This window comes from Pseudomonas sp. A2 (assembly GCF_023100865.1).
Taxonomy (GTDB): Bacteria; Pseudomonadota; Gammaproteobacteria; order Pseudomonadales; family Pseudomonadaceae; genus Aquipseudomonas; species Aquipseudomonas asiatica.
In genome coordinates this window covers 1,588,132-1,604,656 of sequence record NZ_CP039127.1, presented here as the reverse complement: position 1 = coordinate 1,604,656, position 16,525 = coordinate 1,588,132, and the positions used below count along the sequence as shown (strand labels likewise).

The window sequence follows — 16,525 nt, the reverse complement described above, 5'->3', positions numbered from 1 at the left end:
CGTCGCATGGCCGTTGACTTGCCTGCCGGGTCAGCGCTCAGTAGGCGCTGGTCAATGCCCTTTCCCTGACAGGACAACGTTATGACAAGACTCACGGTGCAATCCGGCGATTTCTTGCAAGGTGAAGGCGAGTATCGCAATGGATCGCTCACACTCAAGACCCCGCGCAGCCCCTCCCCGGGCGAGCGGATTTCCCTGGCACGCATCAGCGACCTGCGGCTGGCCAGCCTGGAATCCAGCCGCAGCCTGGGCAGTGCCCTGGGCTGGGGCGTGGCCGGGGCCCTGGTGGCCGGGCCGGTGGGGTTGCTGGCCGGGCTGTGGCTGGGTGGCAAGGAAGAGGAAGCCACCTTCCTGGCCACTTTCAAGGACGGGCGCAAGCTCATGGCCATTACCGATGGCAAGACCTGGTCGAAGATCGACGACAACTGGAAGCAGCACAGGCGGCCGGCCAGCAAAGGCTGACTGGATATCGCAGGGCCCGGATCGTTTTATGTTGAAGGCGGCTGTTAAGATGCCGCCTTTTTTATGGCCTGTACTGGCCTCTTCGCGGGTAAACCCGCTCCTACAGGAACTGCGCCACTCTCAAGGGCAGCGCTGTTCCTGTGGGAGCGGGTTCACCCGCGAAGAGGCCGGCGCAGGTGTCGCGCATCCAGGAGCCCCACCGCATGCCCCCGCGTCACCCCCGCCTGCCCCTGAGCCTGCTCAGCCTGGGCCTGGCCCTGCATTGCCCCCATGTGCTTGCCGAAGACAGCGTGCTACTGGCTCCGCTGCAGGTCTCCGATACCTACACCAACGACGGCTACCAGGCACGCCAGGCAGCAGTAGGCGGCTTCCAGCCCGCGCACCTGCTCGACACCCCGGCCTCGATCAGCGTGTTCAGCCAGCAACTGCTGGAAGACCGCCAGGTACGCCAGCTCAGCGAAGTGCTGCAAAGCGACGCCTCGGTGGGCGAAAGCTACGCCCCCATCGGCTACTACGAAAACTTCAACGTGCGCGGCTTCGAGCTGAATGCCGCCAGCAGCTACCGAATCAATGGCCAGACCATCGCCGGCGAGCAGAACGTGGCCCTGGAAAACAAGCAGCAGGTGGAGCTGCTCAAGGGCCTGTCCGGGCTGCAGAGCGGCGTATCGGAGCCGGGCGGCCTGATCAACTACGTGACCAAGCGCGCCGAAGACGTGCGCAGCGTCACGGTGTCGACCAACGAACAGGGCGAGCGCTACCTGGCCACCGACCTGGGTGGCTGGTTCGGCAGCGAGCGGCAGTTTGGCCTGCGGGCCAATCTGGCTCATGAAGACATCCGCTCCTACGTCGACCACGCCGACGGCAAGCGCGACTTCGCCTCGCTGGCCTTCGACTGGCAGATCAACCCGGATGCCACCCTGCAGCTGGATGCCGAATACCAGCACCGTGAACAACGCTCGGTGCCGGGTTACCAGTTGCTCGGTGGCAGCGAAGTACCCCATGGCATCGACCCGGACGACCGCCTGGCCTACCAGCACTGGGCCAAGCCGGTGCAGAACGATTCGCTGAACCTGGGCGGGCGCTTCGAATACCGTTTCAACGAAGCCTGGACCGGGACTTTGAGCGCCTCGCGCAGCAAGGTGGTGATCGATGACTACAGCTCGTTTGCCTGGGGCTCGAGCGAAGGCGCGTTCTTCGGCAGCAACGGCGACTACGACATCTACGACTTCCGCAGCCCGGACGACACCCGCCGTACTGACGAGGCGCAGGCCATGCTCAACGGGCGTTTCGATGGGCTGGGCGTGGGGCATGAGCTGACCGTAGGCACTAGTGCGCAGCGGCGCACGCTGGATCAGCGCCCCAGCTATATGGAATGGGTAGGTACAGGCAATATCCACACCGGTGCGCCGGCCTTCGATCCATCCGACAAGCCCATCAGGTCTAGCGAACGTCGCCTGGACAGCCGCCAGTACGGGTTGTTCGTGAGCGACCGCATCAGCTTCAACGAGCACTGGCAGACCGTACTGGGTGCCCGTGAAGTACGCCTGGACGAGAAAACCTGGAATGAGGACGGCGTTGCCGGTCGCCATACTCGGCAGTACGAACTGCTGCCCAACGCCGCGCTCATCTACAAGCCGCAGCCGGATACCACGGTATATGCCAGTTATTCCAAAGGCCTGTCGGCAGGCGGTACCGCACCGTGGTTCGCCGAGAACAGATTCGAAATCCTGGCACCGACGACCTCACACCAACTGGAACTAGGCCTCAAGCATGACTGGCAAGGCCTGAGCTTCAGTGCCGCACTGTTCCAGATACGCCAGGCGTACCAGTACGCGCGCCCGGACGGCTCCGGCACTTTCACCTACGTGCAGCAAGGCCAGCAGAAGAACACCGGCCTGGAACTGGGCGCCAGCGGCTGGGTGACCTCGAACCTGCAGGTGCAGGCCAGCGCTGCGGCGATTCGGGCGCGGGTGCAGAACAGCGATACCGATGCCTATGAGGGCCACCAGGCGATCAACGTCCCCAGGTTCCGGGCGGCGTTGCAGGCGGAATACACCCTGCCTGTACCGGGGTTGGCACTGCTGGGCGGGGCGCGCTACAGCGCCAGCAAATATGCGAGCCAGGCGGGGAATGTGGAAGTTGGTGGGTATACGGTGTTCGATGTGGGTAGCCGCTACCGTACGCGTATCGGGGGGTACGACACGGTGCTGCGGCTGACTGTGGATAACGTGTTCGACAAGCGTTATTGGCGCGATGTGGGGGATTACCTGGGGGATAACTACCTGTTCCAGGGAGCGCCGCGGACGGCTCGGCTTTCGGCTTCGGTCAGCTTCTAGGTTTTTAGGGCTGCCTTGCAGCCCATTCGCAGCACACGGCTGCTCCTACAGGGGCGCACCCCATCCTGTAGGAGCAGCCTTGTGCTGCGAATGGGCCGCAAAGCGGCCCCCGAAGGCCCCAAAAACAAAAAGCCCCCGGCTTTTCAGCTCGGGGGCTCTTCGTAGAATGTGGCGGTGAAGAAGGGATTTGAACCCTTGATACGATTTCTCGTATACACACTTTCCAGGCGTGCTCCTTCGACCACTCGGACACTTCACCGTTTCCCTTCAAGCCTTGCAGCCTGTCGAGGTGCGCTAATTTAGTGAAAGACTTTCCCTTTGGCAAGCATTTTTTTCAATTTTTTCATGCATTTGCATTTGAGCCCCGGCGAACGCTGACCGACCAGTCAGCCTTACTGCTTTACCTCGCCCCTGGCGCTGGTTAACGTCGTCGCCACGCCAACAAAAGGACTCTACCATGAGCGAGCTGATTACCTACCACGCCGAAGACGGCATCGTCACCCTGACCCTGAACAACGGCAAGGTCAATGCCATCTCGCCAGACGTCATCGCCGCCTTCAACGCCGCGCTCGACCGCGCCACCGAAGAGCGCGCGGTGGTGATCATCACCGGGCAGCCCGGCATCCTGTCTGGCGGCTACGACCTCAAGGTGATGACCAGCGGCCCCAAGGAGGCGATCAGCCTGGTCACCGCCGGCTCCACCCTCGCCCGTCGCCTGCTGTCGCACCCGTTCCCGGTAGTGGTCGCCTGCCCGGGCAACGCCGTGGCCAAGGGCGCCTTCCTGCTGCTGTCGGGCGACTATCGCATCGGCGTCGAAGGGCCGTACAAGGTGTGCCTGAACGAAGTGCAGATCGGCATGACCATGCACCATGCCGGCATCGAACTGGCCCGCGACCGCCTGCGCCGCTCGGCCTTCCACCGCTCGGTGATCAATGCCGAGGTGTTTGACCCGCAGGGCGCGGTGGATGCCGGCTTCCTCGACAAGGTGGTGCCGGCCGAGCAGTTGCAGGATGCAGCACTGGAGAAAGCGCGGGAGCTGAAGAAGCTGAACATGCTGGCGCACAAGCACACCAAGCTGAAGGTGCGCAAAGAGCTGCTGGAGGCGCTGGACAAGGCGATCGAGCTGGATCAGCACTATACAGGTTGACCGTACCGGCCTCTTCGCGGGTGAACCCGCTCCCACAGGGATATCGCATGCCTCAAGAGCAGTGAGGTACCCGTGGGAGCGGGTTCACCCGCGAAAGGGCCAGTACAAGCTTGCACCAGGGTTTGCCCCGACCAGTGCACATCCGTACACTGCCCGGCGACTGTCTGGTGTGAGTCGTACCATGCTTTATTCATTGCGCATGTTCCTGCTGGCGCTGCATTTCCTTGTGGTTGGTACCCTGGGCCTGGTCATTGGCCTGTGCCGCCCCTTCAACCCCGACAACAGCCGCGTGTTCGCACGCCTCTACAGCCTGCCGGCCACCTGGCTGATGCGCATCAGGGTGAAGGCCGAAGTCGGCCCGCTGTGGGACCAGCCGCCAGGCTGCGTGATCGTCGCCAACCACCAGTCCAACTTCGACCTGTTCGTGCTGGGCCAGGTGGTGCCGCAGCGCACCGTCGCCATCGGCAAGAAAAGCCTGGGCTGGATCCCGCTGTTCGGCCAGCTGTTCTGGCTGGGTGGCAACGTGCTGGTCGACCGCAAGAATGCCTACCAGGCACGCAAGGCCATGCAGAAGACCACCCGGGTACTGCAGGACGACACCTCGATCTGGATTTTCCCCGAAGGCACGCGCAATCCCGGCGAGCACCTGCTGGCCTTCAAGAAGGGCGCGTTTCACATGGCCATCGAGGCGGGTGTGCCGATCGTGCCGGTGTGCGTCAGCCGCTATGCCGGGCGCCTCAGCCTGAACAGCTGGCGCCAGCGCACGGTGATCGTGCGCTCGCTGCCACCGATCGCCACGGCGGGCATGACCCTGCAGGACCTGCCGGCGCTGATCGAACAGTGCCGCGGGCAGATGCAGCAATGCATCGACCGCATGGAAGGGGAACTGGCCAAGAGCTAGGTTGCTCTTGAGCCCACTACAGCCCAAGCTGTAACCCGTGTCCAACCGGAATAAGCGAACAACCATGGGTCGAGTCGTGGCATCGGCGGTATACAGCGCCGGCAGAAAGGTCACCAACATCAGCATCGACGAAGGCAGCGAATGGGCACGCAAGCCAGGGCATTTTGTGTGGATTGGCCTGGAAGAGCCCAACGCTGAGGAACTGGCCAACCTGCAATGCCAGTTCAATTTGCACGAACTGGCCATCGAAGACGCCCTGGAAAAGCACAGCCGGCCCAAGCTGGAAACTTTCGGCGACGCCCTGTTCATCGTCACCTATTCGCCGGTGCGCCACGAAGGCAAGCTGGAGTTCATCGAAACCCACATCTTCGCCGGCAACGGCTACATCATCACCTGCCGCAACGGCCACTCCAAATCCTATGCCCTGGTGCGCCAACGCTGCGAGGCGCGGCCGTTGCTGCTGGAGCACGGCGAAGACTTTGTGCTGTACGCCCTGCTCGACTTCGTCACCGAGAACTACCAGCCGGTCAGCGAGGCCATTCATGGCGAGATCGAAGAGCTGGAGCAGAGCGTGCTTGGCGGTTCGCTGCAAGAAGACGATATCCGCCGCTTGCACAGCCTGCGCCGCGACATCCTGCGCCTGCGCCGCTACGTGGCACCGATGGTGGAAGTGAGCGAGGAACTGCAGCGCCTGAGCTTCCCGTTCATCGACAAGAACATGCGCCCGTACTTCCGTGACGTGCAAATCCACGTGACGCGGCAGATGGAAGACCTGGCCGGTATCCGTGACATCGCCAGCCAGACCATCGAGATCGGCATGCTGCTGGAGTCGTCACGGCAGAGCATCGTGCAGCGCAAGTTTGCAGCCTGGGCGGCGATCCTGGCGTTCCCCACGGCAATTGCCGGGGTTTACGGGATGAACTTCCAGAACATGCCGGAGTTGGGGTGGCACTATGGGTACTTCGGGGTACTGGGGGTAATCGGGCTGGGCTGTACCGCGCTGTATGCCAGCTTCAAGAAGTCTGGCTGGCTTTGACCCCAGGCCCGGCGCGCTTCCTGTAGGAGCAGCCTTGTGCTGCGAAAAGGCCGGCAAGACCAACATATGCTATGTGGTCGTGAGGGCCTCTTCGCAGCACAAGGCTGCTCCTACAAAAACAGCGCTCGGCTTCAGGCCGCGTCGTGTTTGCTCACCGGTTGCTGGATAAACCGCAACATCCACTCCCCCACCAGGTCGCCCTGGTGCTCGGTGGCCAGGCTGGCCACGGCCTTGTGGTACACCTCATCACCCAGATACTCCTGGCGCGCATCGAGCAGCGCGCGGGAGTAGTCGTGCACGAACTCGGGGTGCCCCTGGAAGCACAGCACCTGGTCACGAATGTGGTACGCAGCGTTCGGGCAGAAATCGCTGGAGGCGATCACCGTGGCGCCTTCCGGCAGCTCGGTCACCTGGTCCTGGTGGCTGATCAGCAAGGTCAGCTCCGACACCTCCGGGTCCATCCACGGCGCATGGGCCGCCAGCGAATAGCGGTGGATACCCACGCCCCAGCCCTGCTCGGCACGCTCGGCCTTGCCACCCAGGGTCAACGCCAGCAACTGGTGGCCGAAACACACACCCAGCAGCTTCTCGCCACGCTCGTACAGCTTCAGCAGGTAGGCCTTGAGCGTCTGGATCCACGGGTCGGTACCAAACGAGTCGGCCTTGCTGCCCGTCACCAGATAGGCATCGAACACTTCATTGTCGGCGGGGTAATCGCCGTTCATCACGTTGTACACACGAAATTCGGCGGCGATCGGCTGACGCGAGAAGAGCTGCTCGAACATCCTGCCGTAGCCCTGGTACTGCGCGGTCAACTCCGGTCGCAGGACATCGGTTTCAAGGATGCAGATGCGTAACGACATAGGGATAGTCCTGAACGACATGGGTGGGAATCTGCTGTAGAGACTGACGCGAAAGGCACGTACAAGCAAGTAGGCCGCACTGACGAACGGTCACATTTCGTCGGTGCCCTGCTGGCACTTGCGCCACCGTCTAGCGAGAGCATGCCAGCCGGCTGGCACTTGGCCTCATAGCCAGACGAAATCAACGATCCACAGTATTAGAACAAAGGGTTCTCAAACATGGATGACGCACACCCTACTGTTGGTTGTATATCCACTTTCAAGAGGCAGGCAGTTCAGGCGTCACGCAACGCCACTGCGATCGACCCGAAGCGCGACAGGGAAGCCAACGGGTATTCAGGAATAACAACAAGAAGGCGGTCCGCCATGTTCAGACAATCGAAAATTCGCCAAGCTGGGCTCATTCTCTTCGCCACGACTTTGCTGCTGATCCTGCCGAACCTTACACGTTTGTTCGGCTGACTGCCGCTGTGGCGCCAACAGGCAACGCACAGGTAACCTGCTGGCCTTGATGGTCGGAGATTACCCATGCGCCACTGCCTTGCACTGTTAGTGTTGCTCCTGAGCCTGCCGCTGTCGGCGGCGCAACTGCACCTTGAACTGGGCGCTACGACGCGCCAATGGAGCAGTGAAGAACTGCTCGACCACCCGCAGGCCCGGGACATCAGCATCGACCAGGACGTTTCCTACAAGCAGCCCATGCGTTATCGGGCTGTGCCGCTGGCCGCGCTGCTGGACGGCGTGAGCGCCAGCGACCACCTGCAGGCAGTGGCGCTGGACGGTTTTGCCGCCGAAATGCCCGCGACGCCACTGTTGCAGCAGGGGCCGGCACAGGCCTGGCTGGCGGTGGAGGAACCTGACCGGCCATGGCCACCACTGGGCCAAGGCAAGCCGAGTGCAGGACCGTTCTACCTGGTGTGGACTGCACCGCAGGCCAGCGGTATCCGCCCAGAGCAGTGGCCGTTCCAGATTTCCACGATTCGCAAGCTGGCCTCCGTCGAAGCGCGTTTTCCGGCGCTGCTGCCCGACCCCAAGTTGCCGGCCGACAGCCCGGTGCGCCGAGGCTTTGCCTTGTTCCAGCAGAATTGCCTGGCGTGTCATAGGTTGAATGGCGCAGGCGATGCACAGGTGGGGCCGGACCTGAATATGCCGCATAACCCGACCGAGTATTTTCGGCCTGAATATCTACGCCAGCTGATTCGTGACCCACAGAGCCTGCGGCAGTGGCCGCAGGCAAAGATGCCGGGGTTTGCGGAGAATGTGTTGAGTGAAACGGAGCTGGATGACTTGCTGGCCTATTTGAGGCATATGGCTGGGCGCAGGCCTTGAGAAACTGGGGGCGCTTTGCGCCCCTTTCGCGACACAAGGCCGCTCCTACAAGGGTACACGCACGCCTGTAAGAGCGGCCTTGTGTCGCGAAAGGGCCGCAAAGCGGCCCCACATTCCCAAAATCTCAGGCTATGGGCCGCTCCTGCTTGACCCCCCACCCTTCCACCTCACCGCCATAAGGTGTCACCAGCTGCTCGAAGGCCTCTTCAAAGTCGCCAATCCCGCCATGGGTGGCATACATGACCTTGCTCAGTTCCAGATGCCATGCACCGTCGCCCAGCTCCTTGACCTGGGCATTCAGCGATTCCCCACGAAACTGCCCGGCCGCACGGCGGGCCCCTGCTTCGTCGGGGAATATGGCGTAGAACTCGATGGGATGGATCTGGGTGAAGTCGAAACCGCCTGCCTTCATCTGGCGCAGGACGTTGCTGCTGATATCGTCGTTCTGGCTGCTCATGAAACGTCCTCCTGAATAATGCGATGGATAGACTTTCCGTGCACTACGCACCTGCCGGCAGCGGCCGGGCAGTTCGAGCTGATGCAAGACGCGAAGGGATGCGGTGCCGCCCCGCAGAATAGGCCGGCACCTTCATGCAGCGTAGTGCCTGCCAGGGCACCACGCAAACGTGTGGTTCAGGGCGTTTCGTGGATGCTGGTGATGGTCACGCCACTCTGCTCCTTCAGCCAGCGTGCGGTGGGGGAAATGGTGCGGTCCTGGAAGTCGTTGAGGTCCAGCTCGTCCATCACCGGGAACAGGTGCGAACGGATGGCCCGCGCGGCGTCCTCTTCGCTGGGGCACTGGTCGCCGCGCAGCGTCAGGGTGGTGAGCACGCCTTTCTGGTCGGCAAAGATGACTTCCCACTCTTTCATTGAACGAACCCTCTCAGTCAACGAACACCAGGTGTGTAATGCCTGAAACAAGTGACCTTGAGGTGGAGAGAATGTTCAGTCTGTGCCGGCCTCTTCGCGGGTAAACCCGCTCCCACAGGGATTTCACAGGGTCTGAGGGCAGTGATATCCCTGTGGGAGCGGGTTTACCCGCGAATGGGCCGCAAAGCGGCCCCTGTTGCAGCCTTACTTAGGCGTGCCGTGCACTACACCAGCAGTGTTATCCAGCAAGCTCTTGGTCGCAGTCTGGATATACGCTTCCAGCTTCTTCAGCATTTCCGGCTGGTCCGGGCTTTCGATCAGCTCGGCCTTGAACTCGCTGCCCAGCTGGTAGCGGTACATGCGCGGGGTCATGTCCTTGGACTCGATCAGGATACGGTCGCCCTGTACCAGGCCGACGATCTGCTCGCTGCCCGATGGCTTGATCATGCCCATGCCCTGGTCGCCCTCAGGCAGGTTGAGCAGGTCGCGGCCCCAGCACTGGTGACGGGCCTGGCCACCCAGGCGGCCCATGATGGTCGGCACGATGTCGACCTGGGTGCCCACGGTGTGGTTGACCGCACCGAACTTCTCCTGGATGCCTGGGGCAATCAGCAGCAGCGGCACGTTGAAGCGACCCAGGTCCAGCTCGGTGACCTGCTGGTGGTTGCCAAAGCCATGGTCGCCAACGATGACGAACAGGGTTTCCTTGAAGTACGGCTCCTTGCGCGCCTTCTCGAAGAACTGCCCCAGCGCCCAGTCCGAATAGCGCATGGCAGTGAGGTGCTCGTCCAGGCGACCCTGGCCGGTTACCGGCTCTACCGGCAGGTCTTTGGGCAGCGCGTACGGGGTGTGGTTGGACAGGGTCTGCAGCAGCGCGTAGATCGGCTTCTTGCCATCGTGCTTGGCCAGCTCTTCGGCGCCGCGGTCGAACATGTCCTGGTCGGACACGCCCCAGGTCGGGTCGGAGAACACCGGGTTGACGAAGTCGTTACGGCCAATGAAGGTGGTCATGCCCTGGTTGCCGAAGAACCCGGACTGGTTGTCCCAGGCAAAGTCGCCGTTGTAGACGTAAACGTCGTCGTAATCGCGGGCGCTGAGCAAGGCTGGCAGGCCGGAGAGCTTGTGGCCCCCTTCCGGGGTCTGCATCAGGTACTCGAAGCCTGGCAGGTTGGGGAAGCAGGCCATGGTGGCGAACATGCCCTGGTGGGTATGGGTGCCGTTGGAGAAGAAGCGGTCGAACAGCAGGCCCTCTTTGGCCAGCTTGTCGAAGTACGGGGTGATGTTGTTGGGGCTGCCCAGCGCGCCCACCGAGTGGCCGGCGAAGCTTTCCATCAGGATCACCACCACGTTCTTGATCGGCAGGGTGCGCTCGGCCGGCGGCACGAAGTCGCGGCGGATGGGAGCCTCGTCGGCATCGACCAGGGTGTCATTGGCTGTCAGCAGCTGCTCGCGCACGCTCTGCGTGGCCACGTCCTGCTCCAGCACCGGCTTCCAGATGTTGGCGCGGTCTTCGCCGAAGCGGCTCTTGGCAGCATCGATCAGGGTCAGGGTGCCGTTCAGGCCCAGCTGGTTGACGAAGTTGGAATCGGTGGTGAAGGCATCACCCCAGCGCATCGGCGGGCCCTGACGCAGGGTGCCACGGGCGGCGACCACGGCCACCAGCAGGATCACCATGAACACCGCCAGGCGGTTGTACCATGGCGCTGCACGGCGCTGCAGGGTGACCTCGCCGGCACCGTTGGCACGGGTCATGCGGTCGATGCCCTTGAACAGCAGGCTCAGCAGCCAGGTGCCGAACAGCCAGGCCAGCAGGTAGCGCACCACCGGGAAGCCGTACCAGAGCATGCTCAGCACGGTCTTCGGGTCTTCCTTGATGTACTGGAACACCAAACCGTTGAGGCGCTGGTGGAACTCGCGATAGAAGTCCATTTCCATCAGGCCGAGGAACATCACCACGCTCGAGGTGATGGTCAGCCAGAAACGGAACAGGCCACGCCGGGCCATGGCCCAGGGACTGAGGATGGCCAGCAGCAGCGGAATGCTGATGTACACCACTACCCGCAGGTCGAAGCGCAAACCGTTGAGGAAGCCTTCTGCGACGGTCGCGCTGGGGGTATCGCCGATCATGTCGCTGTTGTAGACCAGCAGCGCCAGGCGCACGAGGCTGAGCATCAGCATGATCACCAGGCCACTGAGCAGGGTGTAGGCCAGGTGGGATTTCAGAGTGGGCGAGAACGACGCTCGCGCGCCCCGTTGCTTCAAGGCGTCCAGGTTAGCCATGAATGGGAAGGTCCTAGGATTGCGGGTTTGCGGAGATGGCGCAGGTGTATACCAACGCAGCATTGTGCGGGTGCGGATTCTCTTTAAACCAATGTGAAAATTTTGTCACGGGGGTGTTGCCGCTTTTGTCTGTTACGGCCTCTTCGCGGGCACGCCCGCTCCCACAGGAAGATCACTGCCCTCAGGTCCAGTGATCCCCCCGTGGGAGCGGGTTCACCCGCGAAGAGGCCAGCACAGCCATTCAGATCCGCACATTCCCCCGCGGCCCGGCGATCGCCCAGATCACCAGCCCCACCACCGGCAGCAAGGCGATCAGCAGGATCCACAACACCTTGATGCCCACTTCGCTGCCACTCTTGATCACATTCAGGATGGCCCAGATATCCAGCGCCAGGATGATCAGCCCTACCAGACTGTTGAACGTCGACCCCATGCCAAAACTCCTGTCAAAGGCTTTGCTGCACAGCATAGTCAGCTATCAAGGCGATAGAAGGGAATCCTTGGCGATTGGCACAGGTCCCTGAGTAGACTGCCGTTATTCAATGATTCGAGGTTCACATGCCCCCCGCCCACACTCAAAGCGCCGCCCCAACCTCGCTGCTGAATGCCTGGCGCCAGCAGGCCGTGAACACCCCGTGGCTCAGCGCTGGCCTGGGGTTGAGCCTGCTGGCGGTGTTGCTACTGCTGGCCGCCAGCCTGTGGAACGCAGTGAACGGCGACCATGCCGACAACCTGCACCTGGCCATGCTGGGCGGGTTGTCCGGCTTTGGCGCCACGGCGCTGGGCGCAGTGCTGGCAGTGGTGCTGCGCGATGTCAGGGCCCGCACCCAGGATGTGATGCTGGGTTTTGCCGCCGGCATGATGCTGGCGGCCAGTTCGTTTTCGCTGATTCTGCCGGGCCTGGATGCCGCCCGCGAAATTACCGGCAACGGCCCGGCCGCGGCCTTTACCGTGGTGCTGGGCATGGGCCTGGGCGTGCTGCTGATGCTGGGCCTGGACCGCTTCACCCCGCATGAACACGAAAGCACCGGCCCTTGCGGCCCGGAGGCCGAGCGCATCAGCCGGGTGTGGTTGTTCGTGCTGGCGATTACCCTGCACAACCTGCCTGAGGGCATGGCCATTGGCGTGAGCTTTGCCAATGGCGACATGAACATCGGCCTGCCGCTGACCAGCGCCATCGCCATTCAGGACATCCCCGAGGGGTTGGCCGTGGCGCTGGCCTTGCGCGCTACCGGGTTGTCGAACCTGAAAGCCGCGCTGGTGGCGATCGGATCGGGGCTGATGGAGCCGCTGGGTGCGGTGATCGGCCTGGGGATTTCGACCGGCTTTGCCTTGGCCTACCCGGTCAGCATGGGGCTGGCGGCGGGGGCGATGATCTTCGTGGTGAGCCACGAGGTGATTCCCGAAACCCACCGCAATGGGCACCAGACGGCGGCGACCCTGGGGTTGATGGGTGGGTTTGCGGTGATGATGTTCCTCGATACCGCGCTGGGCTGAAGATTGAAGCTGCCTGTGCCAGCCTCTTCGCGGGTAAACCCGCTCCCACAGGGGTCTCACTGGGCCCGAGGGAAGTGATGTCCCTGTGGGAGCGGGTTTACCCGCGAAGAAGCAAACGCGGAAATCAGACGTGTACGGCGACCTTCAATGCCTCAAGCGCCGGCTCGACCTTGATCCCCACCTCAGCCCCCAGCTCCAGCACCCGCGCCAGGTCGTTCTGCCCTACCATCACCATCTGCAGCTCGTCATCCAGCAACTGGCTGAAGTTGAGCAGAACATACCCACCCGCCTCCTTGTTCAGCGCCCCCATCTGCACCTGAATGCGATTGAGCGCGGTCAGCGGCTCGGTGCGGGCCAGTTGTTTGGGCTTGAGGGTGAACGGCACGCTCTGGTCGAACGAGTCGCTAATCTGCTGGAACAGGTCCTGGTAGCTGTCGGCCTGGAACACCACGGTGTCCGGCAGGCTGCCCAGCACCACCCATTCGCCCAGCGGAATGGGGAAACTGTCGTCGTAGTTGATGTCGGGGTTGGCGGCCAGGAAGGCGGCGGGGTCGGCGTAGGCCTGGGCGGCCTCGTCGGCGATGCGCTCGATGTCTTCCTCGCGCATGCAGCCAGCGCCAATGAGGCTGATGAATTCGAGCAACTGAGTTTTCATGAAAGGGGGCCTGCGACGGGTGAAAAGTCGCCAAGGATAGCCGCAAATGCCCCCTTGCGGTTAGCCGGCCAGCACTTGCAGGCGCGCTGCGGCGTCCACGGCCCCCATGGTTTGCGCTGCCATCAGTGCGGTGGTACCACGGGCATCCTGGCGGGCCGGGTCGGCACCCTGGGCCAGCAGGTACTCGAGGATTTCGCTGCGGTTGAACATGGCTGCCAGCATCAGTGCGGTGCGGCCATCCTGCGCGGCGGCGTCCACCGGTACGCCGTGCTCCAGCAACAAGCGAATCATGGCCAGGTCACCCTTGAACGCGGCGCCGGCGATGGGCAGTTGGCCGTTATCGTTGGCAATCAGCGGGTCGGCGCCATGCGCCAGCAGCACACGCACTGCGTCGTGGTGGCCGTGGTAGCTGGCCAGCATCAGCAGGGTGTCGCCCTTGTGGTTGCGCAGGTTGGCCGGCAGGCCGCTGGCCAGCAGGCGTCCGAGCATCTCGGCATCGCCCTGTCGGGCACGTTCGAACACCTGCTCGGCAAAGGCGGCGGTCTCGTCGTCGGTCATGGTGGTGGGCGTGGGTTGGCTGGACATTTGGAACCTCCTGGCAGAAATCGTTGCCCAAGTCTTTGTCAGGCAAGGCTGCCGGGTCAAAGGTTCAGATTCTATCGGGGCGATAGCTGGCCGCGGGTCGTGCAATATGCACTGTGCAAAATGCACGACCATGCAGGTTGCACGACAGCGCCTCGGCAAAAAATACGTAATCGACTGAAATTAAAGGGTTTTTCAGAAAATGCTTCCTGGCACGGTCACTGCAACCATCAACTCACGTCTGCCACGCAACAGCCAGGAGTTGATATGGACCTCATCCAGGAAAAGTTCGTTTCGGTATTTTCGGCCTACCAGGTGAATACCCAGGCCCGCCCAGACGGCGGTGTGCTGCTGACCCTGCGTGCAGCTGATGGCAAGGTCACCCGCCGCGTGCTGACCTACGCGCAATTGCACAGTGCCGAGCAGCTGTCCTGGGCGATCAGTGCGATTCGCCGCGATTTGGCCGAGCAGGCCAGTGAATTGCCGGTGATTTCGATGCTGCAGAGCCAGCAGCGGTTTGCCCTGCCGACTTATCGCTGAGTTTTTTGTTGGTTGATCTGGCCTCTTCGCAGCACGAGGCTGCTCCTACAGGGCCCGCGCTGGCCTCAAGCTTCGCGTTTTACTTGTAGGAGCAGCCTTGTGCTGCGAAGAGGCCGGCAAAGCCATCACAACTCATCAATGCCCAGAAACGCCCGCGCAGTCACATCCCCGGTAAACCTCGGCTGCATCCCTTCCTCGCTGCCGTACAACCGCAACGCCAGGCAAAACGGTGTATCGCCCAGCTCGACCCAGCGCCGAGTCCCCGCCGGCAGCACCAGCTGGTCGCCCTTCTCGCACAGCACCGAATACACCCAATCCCCCGCACGCAGGCCAACCTGAGCCCGCCCGCTGACCACGGCAAACACCTCGTCGGCGTCATGCACATGCTCATCGCGAACGTCCACCTGCGCAGGGGCCTCACCCTCACGGTTGAGTACCACGAAAGCCTTGCTGCCATGCGCCGTCATCAGCTGGTCAAGGTGCTCGCGACAGGCCTCCAGTACCTCCTCCTGGACGGTACCAGGGCGCACACGCAGGCCATGCTCGGCATGGGCAAAGCGCACGCCCTGCTCGGCCAGGGTGGCAACGATATCGTCGTGGTGGGTCAACACCTTGTTCGGCAGTTCCGGGCTGGAGGGGTGGAAAACGCTGAGAATGCTCATCAGGGGCGGGTCCTGGTCGGTTGCGAACAAAGGGCAATGATAACGGCTGCAGCCAAGGCTGCGGCACTGGCCATACCAAAGGTGAAGGTGGGCCCCAGCAGTTTCCAGCTGTAACCCGAATACAATGCCCCCAGCGCACCGCCAGTGCCCGACAGCGCCGCATACAGCGCCTGGCCCTGGCCCTGCTGGCGGGCACCGAAGCTGGCCTGCACGAAAGCGATGCTGGCGGCATGGAAGCAGCCGAAGGTGGCCGCGTGCAACACCTGGGCAAACACCAGCACCGCCGGCTCGCCGGCCAGGTTGCCCAGCAACAGCCAGCGCAGCGCCGCCAGCACGAAGCTGGCCAGCAGCACCCGCTGCACCGAAAACCGCGCGAAGATACGGCTCATGGCCATGAACACCAGTACTTCAGCCACCACCCCCAGTGCCCACAGCAGACCGATGGCCCCCCTGGCATAGCCCAAGTGTTCCAGGTGCAGAGTGAGGAAGGTGTAATACGGCCCGTGGCTGAGTTGCATCAGTGCCACGCAGGCGTAGAACGCGACCACCCCGGGCGCCCGCAGCTGCTGCAGGAAACCGCCCGCGCCGCCGCGCTCGCCCTGCTCCACCGGCTGGGCATTGGGCACCCACAGGCTGGCGGCGACGATGCCGGCCATGATCGTGACCAGCGCCACCGGGTAGATGTCCAGGCTCAGCCACTCGAACAGCCGGCCCAGGCCGACCACGGTGAGGATGAAGCCGATCGAGCCCCACAGGCGCACCTGGCTGTAGCGCGCGGTTTGCCCGTGCAGGTGGGCCAGGGTGATGACCTCGAACTGCGGCAGCACCGCATGCCAGAAAAATGCGTGCAGGGCCATGACCAGCGCCAGCCAGCCGTAGCTTTTGCCAAGGAAGATCAGGGCGAAGGTGGCCAGGGTAGATAGCGCGCCCAGGCGCACGATCAGCAAGCGCTGGCCAGTGCGGTCACCCAGCCAGCCCCACAGGTTGGGGGCGATGCAGCGCATGAGCATGGGGATGGCCACCAGCTCGCCGATGCGTGCCGGAGAGAAGCCCAGGTGGTCGAAGTACAGCGCCAGGAACGGAGCGGTGGAACCGAGCAGGGCGAAGTAGAACAGGTAGAAGCTGGACAGGCGCCAGTAGGGGATTGGTTGCATGGGGTGACCTTGTGGGGACCTGTGCCGGCCTCTTCGCGGGTAAACCCGCTCCCACAGGTACCTCACTGCCCTCAGGCCCAGTGATATTCCTGTGGGAGGGGATTGGTTGCATGGGGTGGCCTTGTGGGGACCTGTGCCGGCCTCTTCGCGGGTAAACCCGCTCCCACAGGTACCCCACTGCCCTCAGGCCCAGTGATATTCCTGTGGGAGC

The 16,525-nt window shown here is 62.9% G+C and carries 18 protein-coding genes and 1 tRNA gene; 9 read left to right on the top strand and 10 right to left on the bottom strand.

Annotation, left to right across the window (positions count from 1 at the left end):
* Positions 1-81 precede the first annotated feature (81 nt).
* Positions 82-462: a hypothetical protein gene (locus E5221_RS07485; RefSeq protein ID WP_015269367.1), complete on the top strand. Its 381-nt coding sequence runs from the start codon at positions 82-84 to the stop codon at positions 460-462.
* A 203-nt stretch (positions 463-665) separates the two neighbouring features.
* Entirely contained in the window at positions 666-2,798 is a 2,133-nt protein-coding gene (locus E5221_RS07480) for a TonB-dependent siderophore receptor (RefSeq protein ID WP_061552385.1), read from the top strand.
* Positions 2,799-2,967: 169 nt separating this feature from the next.
* Here the strand turns inward: E5221_RS07480 and E5221_RS07475 are convergent.
* Positions 2,968-3,057: transfer RNA gene (locus tag E5221_RS07475), tRNA-Ser, on the bottom strand.
* A gap of 198 nt (positions 3,058-3,255) precedes the next feature.
* On the opposite strand from E5221_RS07475, the gene E5221_RS07470 reads away from it, so the two are divergent.
* From E5221_RS07470 to E5221_RS07460, 3 genes are all read left to right on the top strand, one after another.
* On the top strand, positions 3,256-3,945 hold the full coding sequence (locus E5221_RS07470) for a crotonase/enoyl-CoA hydratase family protein (RefSeq protein WP_013971521.1): 690 nt from the start codon (positions 3,256-3,258) through the stop codon (positions 3,943-3,945).
* A gap of 181 nt (positions 3,946-4,126) precedes the next feature.
* Positions 4,127-4,846 carry a lysophospholipid acyltransferase family protein gene (locus E5221_RS07465; RefSeq protein ID WP_247847091.1) on the top strand — a complete coding sequence of 240 codons (720 nt, stop codon included), beginning with the start codon at positions 4,127-4,129 and terminating at the stop codon, positions 4,844-4,846.
* A gap of 64 nt (positions 4,847-4,910) precedes the next feature.
* Positions 4,911-5,882 carry a magnesium and cobalt transport protein CorA gene (locus tag E5221_RS07460; protein ID WP_015269363.1) on the top strand — a complete coding sequence of 324 codons (972 nt, stop codon included), beginning with the start codon at positions 4,911-4,913 and terminating at the stop codon, positions 5,880-5,882.
* A 131-nt stretch (positions 5,883-6,013) separates the two neighbouring features.
* On the opposite strand, the gene E5221_RS07455 is transcribed toward E5221_RS07460, so the two are convergent.
* Positions 6,014-6,745 carry an amidotransferase gene (locus tag E5221_RS07455; protein WP_038409106.1) on the bottom strand — a complete coding sequence of 244 codons (732 nt, stop codon included), beginning with the start codon at positions 6,743-6,745 and terminating at the stop codon, positions 6,014-6,016.
* 219 nt (positions 6,746-6,964) lie between these two features.
* Here E5221_RS07455 and E5221_RS07450 point away from each other — a divergent pair, with 219 nt between their 5' ends.
* Together E5221_RS07450 and E5221_RS07445 are read left to right on the top strand one after the other, a co-directional pair.
* Entirely contained in the window at positions 6,965-7,207 is a 243-nt protein-coding gene (locus tag E5221_RS07450) for a hypothetical protein (RefSeq protein WP_128637193.1), read from the top strand.
* Between the two features lie 66 nt (positions 7,208-7,273).
* A complete protein-coding gene (locus tag E5221_RS07445) occupies positions 7,274-8,074 on the top strand; it encodes a cytochrome c (RefSeq protein ID WP_061552387.1) in 801 nt (266 codons plus the stop codon).
* A gap of 124 nt (positions 8,075-8,198) precedes the next feature.
* Here E5221_RS07445 and E5221_RS07440 read toward each other — a convergent pair whose 3' ends face one another.
* From E5221_RS07440 to E5221_RS07425, 4 genes are all read right to left on the bottom strand, one after another.
* Entirely contained in the window at positions 8,199-8,531 is a 333-nt protein-coding gene (locus E5221_RS07440) for a ribonuclease E inhibitor RraB (RefSeq protein WP_003260395.1), read from the bottom strand.
* Between the two features lie 176 nt (positions 8,532-8,707).
* Positions 8,708-8,944: a hypothetical protein gene (locus E5221_RS07435; protein WP_015269359.1), complete on the bottom strand. Its 237-nt coding sequence runs from the start codon at positions 8,942-8,944 to the stop codon at positions 8,708-8,710.
* Positions 8,945-9,148: 204 nt separating this feature from the next.
* Entirely contained in the window at positions 9,149-11,224 is a 2,076-nt protein-coding gene (locus E5221_RS07430; RefSeq protein ID WP_247847090.1) for an LTA synthase family protein, read from the bottom strand.
* Between the two features lie 241 nt (positions 11,225-11,465).
* A complete protein-coding gene (locus E5221_RS07425) occupies positions 11,466-11,657 on the bottom strand; it encodes a PLDc N-terminal domain-containing protein (RefSeq protein WP_012271091.1) in 192 nt (63 codons plus the stop codon).
* Positions 11,658-11,782: 125 nt separating this feature from the next.
* On the opposite strand from E5221_RS07425, the gene E5221_RS07420 reads away from it, so the two are divergent.
* Positions 11,783-12,721: a ZIP family metal transporter gene (locus E5221_RS07420; protein WP_039614928.1), complete on the top strand. Its 939-nt coding sequence runs from the start codon at positions 11,783-11,785 to the stop codon at positions 12,719-12,721.
* A 124-nt stretch (positions 12,722-12,845) separates the two neighbouring features.
* Here E5221_RS07420 and E5221_RS07415 read toward each other — a convergent pair whose 3' ends face one another.
* A complete protein-coding gene (locus E5221_RS07415; protein WP_013971513.1) occupies positions 12,846-13,376 on the bottom strand; it encodes a hypothetical protein in 531 nt (176 codons plus the stop codon).
* 60 nt (positions 13,377-13,436) lie between these two features.
* On the bottom strand, positions 13,437-13,961 hold the full coding sequence (locus E5221_RS07410) for an ankyrin repeat domain-containing protein (protein WP_039614927.1): 525 nt from the start codon (positions 13,959-13,961) through the stop codon (positions 13,437-13,439).
* A gap of 264 nt (positions 13,962-14,225) precedes the next feature.
* Between E5221_RS07410 and E5221_RS07405 the strand changes: the two genes are divergently transcribed.
* Positions 14,226-14,498 carry a DUF3509 domain-containing protein gene (locus tag E5221_RS07405; RefSeq protein ID WP_013971511.1) on the top strand — a complete coding sequence of 91 codons (273 nt, stop codon included), beginning with the start codon at positions 14,226-14,228 and terminating at the stop codon, positions 14,496-14,498.
* Positions 14,499-14,623: 125 nt separating this feature from the next.
* On the opposite strand, the gene E5221_RS07400 is transcribed toward E5221_RS07405, so the two are convergent.
* Positions 14,624-15,160, bottom strand: a complete 537-nt coding sequence (locus tag E5221_RS07400) for an oxidase (RefSeq protein ID WP_247847088.1) — start codon at positions 15,158-15,160, stop codon at positions 14,624-14,626.
* Positions 15,160-16,314, bottom strand: coding sequence for an MFS transporter (locus tag E5221_RS07395; RefSeq protein WP_247847087.1), 1,155 nt, complete (start codon positions 16,312-16,314; stop codon positions 15,160-15,162). Before E5221_RS07395 ends, E5221_RS07400 begins: the two co-directional genes overlap by 1 nt.
* Between the last annotated feature and the right edge of the window lie 211 nt (positions 16,315-16,525).